The organism is Pseudactinotalea sp. Z1739, assembly GCF_049725055.1.
Taxonomy (GTDB): Bacteria; Actinomycetota; Actinomycetes; order Actinomycetales; family Beutenbergiaceae; genus CALKWS01.
On sequence record NZ_JBMPQA010000008.1, the window covers coordinates 59,842 to 71,937 of the forward strand.

The following is a 12,096-nucleotide window of genomic DNA, read 5'->3' on the forward strand; positions in this document are numbered from 1 at the left end:
CACCGGTAGGGCGGTCAGGCGTCCCGGCGGCGCAGCAGCACCCCGGCGAGCACCAGGGCGACGACTACGTAGCCGCACAGGACGGCGAAGCCCTGCCACTCGGTCAGCACGTCATCGGGTGCACCCATCACCAGGCGTTCACCGGCACTGGCCGGCAGGTAGAGCGCCAGGTCCTGGAGCCAGTCGATCTGGATCATGCCCACGATCGGCAGCACCAGCAGGATGCCCAGCACGGCTGCGATGGCGCCGGCGGTGTGCCGCAGCAGGAACCCGATCCCCAGGCTGAACAACGCGATGGCGCTCAGGTACAGCGGCACCCCGAACAGGGTGCGCCAGGCACCCTCCTCGGAGACGTCCAGTTGCATTCCGTGCGGCTCCAGGATCGGGGTGGTGGCCAACCAGGACAGCGCCACGGCCAGGGCTCCCAGGGTCAGGCCCACCAGGATCACGATCACCACCTTGGCCACCAGCACCGGCAGGCGGGTGGGCACAGCGGTCAGGGTCGATCGGATCTGCCCGGTGGCGTACTCACTCGTGGCCACCATCACCCCGAGCACCGCCAGCACGATCTGCCCCACGCTGTAACTGAAACTGATCGCCACCAGGCCGAGCGAAGTCAGCGAGAAGTCCTCCCCGCCCTCCATGGTCACGTCGGCCCCGCCGCCGTCCGCCGGTCCGCCCGGGCTGGTCGGATCGAACGTGAAGCCCCAAGCCATCAGGGCGGACAGGCCCAGCATCACCACGATCGTGACAGCGATGGTCCAGATCGAGGACGGCAACGTCCAGAACTTCAGCCACTCCGACCGGATCGTGCGCCACATGCTGGTCGGACGCACCGCCAGATGCTGGCGGCCGGGGTTGAGCCCCGCACCCCGTTGATCGGCTGCTCCGGGCCGGTCGGTTCCTTTGATGTCAGGGCTCATGCCGCCCCTGCCTGTGCGTCGATCGGCTGCCCACCGGAGTGATACTCCACCTCGTCGGCGGTGAGTTTGAGGTAGGCGTCCTCCAGGCTGGCGTTGCGGGGGGAGAGTTCGTGCAGCACCAACCCGGCTCCGGCCGCGATCTCACCGATCTCCTCGGCACTGAGCCCGTCGACCTCCAGCACGCCGGGCCCTTCCTGCGCGACCGAGGCGCCGGCGCGGTTGAGCCGCTCAGCAAGGTCACCGGACCGGGGAGCACGCACCCGCACCGAGGTGCCGGTGACCGAGTCGATCACCTCCTGCAGGGGACCGGAGGCGACGATCCGGCCGCGGCCGATGATGATCAGGTCATCGGCGGTGATCGCCATCTCGCTCATCAGGTGCGAGGACAGGAAGACGGTGCGGCCCTGATCGGCGAGGGTGCGCATCATCGTCCGGACCCAACGCACGCCCTCGGGGTCCAGGCCGTTGACCGGTTCGTCCAGGATCAGCGTGCGCGGGTCACCGAGCAACGCTGCGGCGATCCCCAGCCGCTGACCCATCCCCAGGGAGAACCCCCCACCCGCTTGTGCGCCACCGAGCCCAGCCCGGTCAGTTCGATCACGTCGGTCACCCGGGAGTGCGGGATGCCGTGGGTGGCCGCAATGGTGCGCAGGTGGTGGTAGCCGGTGCGGGAGGTGTGCACCGCGCGGGCCTCCAGGAGCGCCCCGACCTGGCCAAGTGGGGCGGTGTGCTTGGCGTAGCGCTTGCCGTCAACGGTCACCTGGCCGCTGGTCGGATGGTCCAGCCCCACGATCATCCGCATCGTGGTGGACTTGCCCGCACCGTTGGGACCCAGGAACCCGGTGACCCGCCCCGGATGGACGGTGAACGAGATGTCGTCGACGGCGACTTTCCTGCCGTATCTCTTGGTGAGGCCGCGTGCCTCGATCATGGTGCGTTCCCCCGTAGGTTGATGCGGCGGGCGAGGTGAATGATGCCAGCGCCTTCACATTAGGGGCCAGCACTTTGTTCCGGCGTCCCCCTTGAGGATGAGATCGCACCGGTCCCAGGGATGACATCTGGCACCCCCGGAACCGCACGTGGGTCGCCCGGTACCTGCGCGGGACCACGGGCAGTGGAGCGAGGTAGGGCACGGGAACACCGAAACCCGCGCCGGCGTTACATGAGGTGAGAGGCCGATTACGGTGCGTCTGCCCGTCGCCTGGCCCAGTAGGATGGGTGCGGCACATCGGCCGACGTCCATGACGCGACCAGGAGAGTCCATGGCAAACCCTTATCTGTCCAACAGTCCGCAATTCGGCAAGGCGCAACCCCAGCACGGGGCGCACTTCCAACCCAAGGGCGGCACCGCAACGGTGCCGCAGGGATACGAGCCTCAGTTCCAAGCGGTCGAACAGTCCTACTACGGCCCCGATGCCGGCCCGGAGCACACGGGTCGGATGACCTATGAGGACGTGATAGTCCGCACCGCCGGGATGCTCGCGCTGGTGGTCGGCGCGGCTGCCGCGGGATGGTTCCTCATCCCGGACGGACTGAAGATGGCCGCCCTGGTAGGCGGGCTGGTGGTAGGACTGATCCTCGGTCTGGTCAACGCCTTCAAGCGTGAGCCCAGCCCCGGTCTGATCCTCGCCTACGGGGTCGCTCAGGGTGTGTTCCTCGGTGTGATCTCGGGGGTCTTCGAGACCATGTATCCCGGCATCGTGGTGCAGGCGGTGCTGGCCACGTTCATCACCTTCGGCGTGACCCTGGCCCTGTTCCGCAGCGGCAAGATCCGGGTGACTCCCAAGTTCACCAAGATCGTGGTCATCGCGACCATCAGTTACGCGGTGTTCGTTCTGGTCAACCTCGGCATCATGTGGTTCACCGACATCGGCGGCCAGTTCGGCCTGCGCTCGGGATGGATCGGTCTGGCGATCGGTGCCTTCGCGGTCATCCTCGCGGCCCTGAATCTGGTGCTGGACTTCGACATGATCGCCCGCGGCGTCAAGAACGGGGTGGCCCGGCGCTACGCCTGGAGTGCGGCGTTCGGTCTCACCGTGACCCTGATCTGGCTGTACATCGAGTTCCTCCGGATCCTGGCGATCCTGCGGAACAACTGAGCGGCCCGGCCGGGCCCGCCGCGCACCCCTGAGCGCGCACGCCCGCCCGGCGCGAACCCCCACGACGGCGCGTCCACCCACCGGGTGGGCGCGCCGTCGTCGTTCGCCCCGTGGCCCGCTACGATCGCTGCTCATGCCACTCTTCGATCTCCCACTGACCGAACTTCGCCAGTACCGCCCCGCGGTGGCCGAGCCGGATGACTTCGACGACTTCTGGGCCCAGACCCTCGCCCAGGCCCGCGGCCACGCGTTGGAGGTTCGCCATCAGGACGTCGAGGCCGGCCTGCGCCACGTTCAGGTAAGCGACGTGACATTCGCGGGTTTCGGCGGGCACCCGATCAGGGCGTGGTACTCCCGCCCGGCCGGGGTAGCGGCGGACCTGCCGCTGGTGGTCAGCTTCCTCGGCTATAGCGGTGGCCGGGGGCTACCGCACGAGCACACCCTCTACCCCAGTGCGGGGTACGCCCACCTGGTGATGGACAGCCGCGGGCAGGGCCACCGCAATTCGGGCGGGCACACCCCGGACCCGGTGGGGACCACACCCTCGAAGCCGGGCTTCCTCACCCGGGGTGTGCACGACCCGGCCGAGTACTACTACCGGCGTCTGTTCACCGACGCCGTCCGCGCGGTCGAGGCCGGCAGGACCCTTCCCGGGGTCGATCCGGACCGCGTGGTGGTGGCCGGGATCAGCCAGGGCGGGGCGATCGCGCTGGCGGCTGCCGCCCTCACGCCTGGACTGGCCGGGGCGCTGGTCCACGTGCCGTTCCTGCAGCACATCCGCCGGGCGGTGGAGATCACCGGTGCCGCCCCGTTCGTGGAGATCGCCGACTACCTCGCCGTGCACCGCGACCGGGTCGAGCAGTTGTGGCGGACCATCTCCTACATCGACGGAGTGAACCTGGCCAAGCGCGCCCACGCTCCGGTGATGTACTCGGTGGCGATGATGGACACGATCTGCCCGCCCTCCACGGTCTTCGCCTCCTACAACGCCTACGGCACCGCAGCGGATGAGGGTGGATCCGAACCGGTGCGCAAGCAGATCGAGGTGTGGGAGTACAACAACCACGAGGGCGGTGGCGGGCACCAGGAGGCCAGGGACCTGGCCTGGCTGGCCGAGTTGTTCGGTCGATGAGCACCGACGGCACTCCGGCGCCGATGTGTCTATCGTGGCCGGGACGGTTGACCCCAATGCTGATCGCAGCGAAATGAGGAGCGATGACCAACGCACTGCCCACAGCCTCCGGATCCTTCGGCGACAAGCCGGAGATCACCTTCCCCGACGCCGCCCCACCGGCAGATCTGACCGTCGCGGTGCTCAGCCGCGGTGACGGCGGGGTGGTCGATGCCGGCCAGACCATCGACGTGGACTACCTCGGCCAGGTCTGGGGTGGACGGATCTTCGACAACTCCTACGACCGGGGCTCCTCGATCCAGTTCGGTATCGGCATCGGCCAGGTCATCGCCGGTTGGGACAACGGATTGGTGGGCCAGCAGATCGGGTCCCGTGTGCTGATCTCCATCCCCCCGCATGAGGGTTACGGGCCCGGCGGCAACCCGCGCGCCGGCATCGGTGGCGATGACACTCTCGTGTTCGTGGTGGACATCAAGAACGCCGGCTGAGAAACCACAGCACACGAGGAGGGCCCCGCTGGGAACGGCGGGGCCCTCGTGCGTCCTGGTGCTACTCCCCGGCAGCGTCCGCTGCGCGCTGGGCGGCGGTGTCCTCCGAGCGGGTGCCCGCGGTGGCCAGTTCGCCCTGGGTGTTCTGTAGGTGCGCCCGGATGAACCACTGGAACAGTTCCAGTCCCTTGATCTGGCCGATCAACATGTCCTCGGTGACCGGGTCGACGTCGGCGACCGCGCGCTGGGCGTTGCGGTGCTCGGCGATCAGCCCGTCATAGACGACGTTCAGCGCACCGAGGTGCTCGTTCGTGGTGGCACGTTCCAGGCTGTAGTCGCTCCAGGAGCGGTTCTTCACGATCTCTCCGGGCGTTCCCAACGGGGATGTGCCCAGGGTGGCGATCCGCTCGGCGGTCTCGTCGACCCAGGCGCGCACCTCCTCCACCTGGGGGTCGAGCATCTCGTGCACGGCGATGAAATGCGGGCCCACCACGTTCCAGTGCACGTGCTTGAGGGTCAGGGCCAGGTCGTTCAGCGCGTTCAGCCGGTCCTGGAGCAACTCGGCTACCTTGGTGCCGTCCTCCAGGGTCAGTCCGGGCACCGTGTAGGAGCCGGTGCCGGGGCGTGCGGTGATCGGGTTGTCCTCGTGGGTAGTCATATCCCGACGATACGACGCACCGTGGTTCCGTGCGAGGTCAGCGGTTCTCGGTGAGCACTTCCTCGAACAGCGCCAGGGCCAACGGACGCCACCGGGGCCGCAGCGCGTAGACGGCACTGAGCCGCAGTCTGGCGGCGGTGCGGTAGGCCTCCACCCGGGAGCGGGTGGCGGCATCGGGTGCCAGGGCGCCCAGGAACGCCTCCCGGGCCGCGCCCGCGCGCCACTCGGTGAGCAGGTCCTGTCGGACCCGCAGGTCCAGGTGGGCCAGGACGTTGGCCACATCCAGTGCCGGTTCACCCCAGGCGGCGGTGTCCAGGTCTAACAAAGCGGGATGGTCCTGGCCGTCCGCGATCAGCACCTGCTGGTCGTGCAGGTCACGGTGCAGCAGCGCGGCACGCCTCGAGGAGTCCCCGCTGCTCCCGCCCTGATGAACCAGTGGGTGGAGCAACTCCTCGATCCGCGCTTCCTCGGTGGTCGGCAGCAGGCCCCAGGCCAGGACCGGGTCCAGCCACTTGTGGGTGGTGGCCACCTCATCGGCGGCGTCGTGCCGGGCACGCAACTCCGGGGCCTGATCGGGGGTCACGCTGTGCAGGTGTTGCAGCGCGCGCCCGAGCATGTGCCAGGCCCCGGCCAGTTCGGGCTCGCTGACCTGACCGTCCTGCCCCATTTCCAGCAGGCTCCGGCCCGCGAGCGGACCCAGACTCATCCAGTCCTCACCGTGGTCCAGCACCGGAGCGGTGCGCACGTGGGAGCCAACCGCCGAGGCCACGGATCTGTGCCGCTGGATGGCGTCCAGGGCCCGACGGCGACGGGTCACCTTGGTGAAAGGGGCGTGCGGTCCCGTTCCGCGTAGCACCGCCCGGCGGCCGGGTCGGTGCACCACGACTTGCTCACCGGCGGCCAGCCGCTCGGCGAAACGGGGAAGTCTTGCGTCGCGGTGGCGCGGGTGCACAAGCACGCCGCCGACCACCTGGGCCGAGGGAACCTTCTCGGCCGCCTCATGTGCGTGACGGACGTCGGACCACCACTCCGCGCCGCGCCGCCCGGCGGGGGTGTCCAGTTCCAGCAGGGCGTGGCCGAGGGAGCGTGGCCAGCCACGCACGACGGGCCAGTCCCCGACCAAGGCCGGTGGCCGCGCGCTCACCCCAGACTCCTGGCTCGTTCGGCCAGGACCGCTGCCAACTCCACCCGCGCCCGGGTCGCGTGGAGCCAGTGCGGCTGGCGCCACCGGAAGGGCTCAGCGGCTCGCTTCAGCACCGCGCACGACGCCAGCGCCAGCACCCTGGCTGGATCGGGGCTGGTGCCGCTGTAGTGCTCGTAGCCGCTCACCAGCGCCGCGTGCTGGGTGAGCCCGGCCCGGATCGTCTCTTCGGTAGCGGCTGGGCTCGGATCGGTGCTGCAGGTGCGGGCCAGGTGCTCGCCAAGGAACTCACCCAGGTCGTACTCGCGCGGGGCGCGCACCACCGAGTCCAGGTCCAGGAGCCGTATTGTGCCGTCCGGTTCGGCCAACATCTGGTCGGCGGAGAAGTCGCCGTGGCTGGTCACCAAGGTGTCCGCAGCAGGGAACCCGGTATGGATGAGTTCACCCGCCCGGGCGATGGTCCGGGCAGCGTGGCGCGCCGGTTCGCGCAATCCGGGTACGACGCGGGCCAGGTCGGCCAAACCGGTGCTGTCCATCCCCAGATCACTGTGCCAGGGCCGGCCCGGGCGGTCCGGATGGGGCCAGTCCACCTGGTGCAGCCGTGCCAGGAGCGCACCGGCAGTGGTCAGGTCGGGTTCCTGCTGGCGCTCAAGGGTGGTGCCCTCGGTCCAGGCGAAGGTCAAGGTGCGCCGGTGTGATCGCTCGGTGAGCAGGATCGGACCGGGAATCCCCAGGGTGGCCAACGTGCGCGCTACGACCGCTCCGTGGACGCCCTGGTCGGCGTCGAACACCTTGATCAGTTCCGGCCCGGACCGGCAGGTGCGCCGGCCCACCCAGCGCCGCGCCGGCTTGTACCGCACGGTGCGGGTGCCGGCGCGGGACAGTTCCCGGTGCAGTCCGGGCAGGTGCCGGTCGGCACCGGCGTCGGCGACAGCCAGGAAGAGGCTGTCGTCCAGATGGCACCACGTGCGCCGGTCTTTCGCGCTGCGGGCGAGTTTGTCCAGTTTCGGACGCCCGGCACGGGTGACCGCTTGCGCCAGGGCGAGGCGGTCGCCGTCTGCGGTGCGCAGGTGCACCGCAGCCACCAGCGCCGTGCCGGGCTTGTACCGCAGGTACTGGGCGTGGGCACTGTGCACCGCCGGATTGCGCCGGCGCAGGAACTCGGCCAGCACGGCATCGTCCAGCAGGACCGCCAGCCCCGGCAGGTCCGGGTCGGCGTCCAGCAGGTGGGCGTCGTCGGTGCTGAGGATCTCAGTGGGCATCGGGGCCCTGCCTTCCTGCTCCGGCCAGCGCGTGGGCCGGAGCGGACGAGCCGGTTCCGGGGCGCCGGTCCGGGACCTGGTGTCCGTGGCGGGCCCGGATCTCCTCCGGGCTGCCCCGGTCGGTGATGCGTCCGTTGCTGACCCACAGCACCAGGTCGCAGTCGGACACGTCCTGCGGGTCGTGGGTGATGATGAAGGTGGTGCGACCGCGGCTGAGCCGGCGCAACGCTTCGCGCACCCCGGCAGCAGTCCTGGGGTCAAGACCGGTGGTGGCCTCGTCCAGCACCACGATCGGGGCGTCGCGCAGCATCGCCCGGGCCACCGCGATCCGCTGCCGCTGCCCGCCGGAGAGGGTGCCGCCGCGCTCGCCCACCACGGTGTCGTATCCCTGTGGCAGGGCGGTGATGAAATCGTGTGCCCCGGCCGCGGTGGCGGCGGCGATGATCTCCTCACGGTCGGCGTCCGGTCGCCCGTACCCGATGTTCTCGGCGACACTGGTGGCGAACAGGACGCTGTCCTGCAGCACGATCGCCACGTTTTCCCGAACCGATTCCAGGGTCAGATCACGCATGTCGTGTCCGTCCAGGCGTACCTCGCCGGCCACCGGGTCCTGCAACCGGGGCAGCAGTGAGACCAGGGTCGACTTCCCGCCTCCGGAAGGGCCCAGCACCCCGATGCGTTGGCCGGCCTGGACGGTCAGATCCACGTCACGCAGGGCCAGCCGGCCGTCACCGTAACTGGTTGACACGCCCTGCAGACTGACGTAGCCGTGCAGCCGGTGCAGCGGCCGGGCCCAGGAGGAGTCGGTGATGTCCGGGGCCTCATCGAGCAGGTCGGAGATCCGCTCGCCAGAGGCGGCGGCCTTGGCGATCCGGCCGGTGTACTTGGCCAGGTCGCGCATCGGCTTGAAGGAGGCCTTGAGGTAGGAGATGAACACGGTCAGTTCACCCGGGGTCAACGTTCCGGCAAGCACTTGGCGGGCGCCGAGGAACAACACCAGGCCCGAAGCGATCCCCACCAGCACGTCGGTGCCGCGTTCCAGCGCTGCCGACATCCGGGTGGCCTTCACCCCGTCCTTCATGGCGCGGGAGTTCGAGGCGGCGAACTGTTTGGACAGCAGGTCCTCCAGGCCGTAGGCCTGCACCACCTGCATCGCCCCGAGGGTCTCATTGGCGGATCCGGCCAGGTCCCCCTCGCGGCTGCGCTGCTTGCGGGCTGCGCCGGTGATCCGGGGTCCCTGGCGGGAGGAGCCGAGCGAGAACGCGATCAGCGCGCCGATGGAGACCAGCGCCAACTGCCAGTCCATCCACAGCATCACCCCGAGCATCGCGAACAGGGTCACGATGTTGCCCAGGAGGGGAAGAGCCGCGGTGACGGCCACGTCCCGGACGCGACCGACGTCGGCGATCAGCCGGTTCAGCATGTCACCGGACCGGTTCGAGCGGTGGTAGGTCAGTGACAGTCGTTGCAGGTGCTCGTACAGGTGCCCGCGCACACCGGTCATCGCCCGGTTCCCAGCCAGGGCGAAGCACACCGTGCGCAGGTACGCCGCGCCGGCTCGCAGGGCCGCTACCGCCACCACCGCAAGCCCGGCCACGATCACCACGGCCATCAGGTTGTCCTCGCCGGCAGCGTCGGCGACCAGGTCCGGTGAGGCGGTCGCGATGATGGCGTCCAGCACGAACTTCAGCGGCCATGGTTCCGCGAGCCGGAAGGCCACCTCGGCGAACAGTGCGATCATGCCGATGATCACCAGGCGCCGATGTGGGCGCACGTGCGGGGCCACGTGGGTCAGGGTGCGGCGCAGACCCGGCATCGCCGCGCCCATCTGAGCGGTGGGGGTCTTGGCCTTGCGGGGGTCGGGGTTACTCATGCGGCCGGCACACTCCTGTTCTCCAACACTGTCGGGAGGGCCCGCAGGGTGTGCGCCATGGTGTGCTCCCAACTGTGCCTGCTCTCGGCGTCGGCACGTGCGGCCAGACCGATCCGGCGGCGCTCGTCCGGGTCCACCAACAAGGCGGCCAGGGCGGCGCGAAGGGCCGGCACGTCCGAGGGTGGGACCAGGAGCCCGGTGCGGGCATGGTCGACCATGGTGGGTAGTTGTCCGACATGACTGGCGACCACCGGCAGGCCGGCGGCGAGGTATTCCAGTACCTTCAGCGGGGAGAAGTAGTCACCGGCGTCAGCGGGGTAGGGCGCGGTGCCGATGTCCATCCGAGCCAGAAGGGCGGGAACCCGGGCCGGATCGACCGAGCCGGTGCGCTCGACCCGGTCGGCGATGCCCAGTCGGGCCACGCGCGTGTCGATCCGCTCGGCCAGGGGACCATCCCCCACGATCAGCAACCGGGCGCCGTGGGGCAGCCCGGGTAGATGGCCGGGGCGCAGCAACGGTGCGACTGCGTCCACGAGCACCTCCACTCCGTGCCAGGGTTTGAGGGTGCCGACGAATCCCACGGTGGGCACCGAGGGCACCGTCCGGTCCTCGGTATGGCGGGGGCGTACCCGGTGGATGTCGGCACCGTTGGGCACCACGACGGCGTGGGTGTGCGGGGCACGGTCCTGCACCCAGGCGCGCACCGGGTCGGAGACGCACACCGCCAGGTCGGCGGCACCCATCAGGTCGGTGAAGGTCTGCTCGGCGGCCTCCCGGTGGACCAGGCCGCGCTGCTGGTGGTGCTCATCGATCAACGGGGCGTTGACCTCCACGATCACCGGGATACCGCGGGCCTTGGCCCACCGGGCGCCCCCGGCGGAGAACAGGGAGTACCGCTCGTAGTAGGCGTCGAACCTACCGGCGTTCTCGAGGACGGCGGCGGTGGCGGAATCGGCGCCGATCAGCCGGCGCTCGCGGTCGGTGCCGGCGCGTCCACCCGAGCCGATGGGCAGCAGGTGCACGGGCAGGTCGGCCAGGTCCGCCGGTGCCGGGCCACCGGTCTTGACGGCGAAGACCTCCACGTGGGCACCGGCGCGGCGCAGCGTGCGCACCACGGCCTGGACGTGCACCGAGGCACCCTTGGTGCCGAACACCCCGATCCCGGGGTCGGCGCACACGTAGGCGATCCGCCGGCCCTCGCACCGCCCGGTCAACTCGGCGACCAATGCTGACTGGGCGCTCATGCTCCCACCCCCGCACGAGCCGGCTGGGGGTCCAGGGCGGCCAGCGCCCGGGCCTGGCGGCGTGAGTCGAACGTGCTCTCGATCAAGGCCCGGGCCTGCGCACGCACCCGGTCGGCAAGATCGGTGTCGGTGCTCAGGCGCTCCAGCGCCCAGGCGAGGGAGGCCGGGTCGTGCTGGGGCACCAGCAGCCCGGTGCGTTCGTGGTCGATCACCTCGACCAGGCCGGTGACGTCGGTGGTCACGCACGGGGTGCCCAGCGCCATCGCTTCCAGGACCACGGTGGGCAGCCCGTCGGTGTTGCCGTCCGAGCCCACCACGCACGGTGCGGCCAGTACGTCCCCACCGGCGACCACCTGGCGGACCTGTTCCTGGGGGAGTGGGCCACGCAGGTTCACCACACCCTCCAGGCCCAGTGCGGAAATCCGCCCGGCCAGGGCATCGGCGCGTTCACCGCTGCCGACGATGTCGCATCGCACCGACCGTCCGGCTGCGTGCAGCAGGTGGCAGGCGTCGATGAGGTCCTCGAACCCCTTTTTCTCGATCAGACGTCCGACGGCGACGATCCGGATGGTCCCGGTGCCGTTGTTCTGGCGGGGTAGGGCCCGGAAGGTCTGCAGGTCCAGGCCGTTGTACACCAGGTGCACCTGGTCATCGGGGACACCGAGCCCGAGCAGGTGGCCCACGTTGTACCTCGAGATCGTCACCACGTGGTGGGCGTCGGCGGCCTTCGCGCGCACGTCGTCGTTGTCCACCGCAGAGTGGAACAGGTCCTTGGCATGGGTGGTGAAGGAGTAGGTGATCCCGGCCAGCCGCGCGGCCAAGCGAGCCACGGTCGTGGCCACGGAGGCGAAGTGGGCGTGCAGGTGGGTGATGCCACGCTGGTGGGCCTGCACGGCCACGTCCAGGGCCTGCGCCGCGTCCTCGGCGTCGGCGCTCAGCAGGAGTTCGGTGGTCTCGGGGGGCAGCCCGCCCAGCATCTCCTCGGCCCGGCGCAGCCGCTGCCACAGTTCCTCGGCGCGGCGGACCCGCGGGATGTAGCGCACCGGTGCCTGGACGAGGGATAGCGCGCCGTGGAAGTGGGGGTCCGTCGGGGCACGCAGGGAGAAGATCTCCAGATCCGCCCCCGCGGCCTCCCGGGCCAGGATCTCGGTGACGATGAACGTCTCGGAGAACCGGGGGTACATCTTCAGCACGTATCCCACACGTGGCCCGGGGGTGGACGACGTGGCGTCGGGGTCGGTTCCGGTCAAGGCCGGCGGGCTGGGTCGGGTCATCG

General features: G+C 70.0%; 10 protein-coding genes and 1 pseudogene. 3 read left to right on the plus strand and 8 right to left on the minus strand.

Going from position 1 to position 12,096, the window contains the following annotated elements; translation table 11 throughout:
* Positions 1-14: 14 nt before the first annotated feature.
* Together ACO0LV_RS11680 and ACO0LV_RS11685 are read right to left on the minus strand one after the other, a co-directional pair.
* A complete protein-coding gene (locus tag ACO0LV_RS11680) occupies positions 15-923 on the minus strand; it encodes an ABC transporter permease (protein WP_424788077.1) in 909 nt (302 codons plus the stop codon).
* Positions 920-1,854 (minus strand): annotated as a pseudogene (locus ACO0LV_RS11685) (ABC transporter ATP-binding protein). Before ACO0LV_RS11685 ends, ACO0LV_RS11680 begins: the two are co-directional and overlap by 4 nt.
* A gap of 331 nt (positions 1,855-2,185) precedes the next feature.
* Here ACO0LV_RS11685 and ACO0LV_RS11690 point away from each other — a divergent pair.
* The 3 genes from ACO0LV_RS11690 (at position 2,186) to ACO0LV_RS11700 (ending at position 4,642) form a co-directional block, all read left to right on the plus strand.
* Complete coding sequence (locus tag ACO0LV_RS11690; RefSeq protein WP_424788078.1) at positions 2,186-3,022, plus strand: Bax inhibitor-1/YccA family protein; 837 nt, start codon at positions 2,186-2,188, stop codon at positions 3,020-3,022.
* Between the two features lie 133 nt (positions 3,023-3,155).
* Positions 3,156-4,154, plus strand: a complete 999-nt coding sequence (locus ACO0LV_RS11695) for an acetylxylan esterase (RefSeq protein WP_424788079.1) — start codon at positions 3,156-3,158, stop codon at positions 4,152-4,154.
* Between the two features lie 83 nt (positions 4,155-4,237).
* Positions 4,238-4,642: an FKBP-type peptidyl-prolyl cis-trans isomerase gene (locus ACO0LV_RS11700; RefSeq protein WP_424788080.1), complete on the plus strand. Its 405-nt coding sequence runs from the start codon at positions 4,238-4,240 to the stop codon at positions 4,640-4,642.
* Positions 4,643-4,703: 61 nt separating this feature from the next.
* Here ACO0LV_RS11700 and ACO0LV_RS11705 read toward each other — a convergent pair whose 3' ends face one another.
* Genes ACO0LV_RS11705 through ACO0LV_RS11730 form a run of 6 tightly spaced genes read right to left on the minus strand, consistent with a single transcriptional unit; the run spans position 4,704 to position 12,094 of the window.
* A complete protein-coding gene (locus ACO0LV_RS11705) occupies positions 4,704-5,300 on the minus strand; it encodes a Dps family protein (protein WP_424788081.1) in 597 nt (198 codons plus the stop codon).
* 37 nt (positions 5,301-5,337) lie between these two features.
* Positions 5,338-6,444, minus strand: a complete 1,107-nt coding sequence (locus tag ACO0LV_RS11710) for an aminoglycoside phosphotransferase family protein (protein WP_424788082.1) — start codon at positions 6,442-6,444, stop codon at positions 5,338-5,340.
* A complete protein-coding gene (locus tag ACO0LV_RS11715) occupies positions 6,441-7,703 on the minus strand; it encodes a hypothetical protein (RefSeq protein ID WP_424788083.1) in 1,263 nt (420 codons plus the stop codon). The genes ACO0LV_RS11710 and ACO0LV_RS11715 overlap by 4 nt, the downstream gene beginning before the upstream one ends.
* Positions 7,693-9,576 carry an ABC transporter ATP-binding protein gene (locus tag ACO0LV_RS11720; RefSeq protein ID WP_424788084.1) on the minus strand — a complete coding sequence of 628 codons (1,884 nt, stop codon included), beginning with the start codon at positions 9,574-9,576 and terminating at the stop codon, positions 7,693-7,695. The genes ACO0LV_RS11715 and ACO0LV_RS11720 overlap by 11 nt, the downstream gene beginning before the upstream one ends.
* Positions 9,573-10,820, minus strand: coding sequence for a glycosyltransferase family 4 protein (locus ACO0LV_RS11725; RefSeq protein WP_424788085.1), 1,248 nt, complete (start codon positions 10,818-10,820; stop codon positions 9,573-9,575). Before ACO0LV_RS11725 ends, ACO0LV_RS11720 begins: the two co-directional genes overlap by 4 nt.
* The gene (locus tag ACO0LV_RS11730; protein ID WP_424788086.1) at positions 10,817-12,094 is read right to left on the minus strand and encodes a glycosyltransferase family 4 protein; all 1,278 of its coding nucleotides are present in this window, start codon (positions 12,092-12,094) and stop codon (positions 10,817-10,819) included. The genes ACO0LV_RS11725 and ACO0LV_RS11730 overlap by 4 nt, the downstream gene beginning before the upstream one ends.
* Positions 12,095-12,096: the final 2 nt, after the last annotated feature.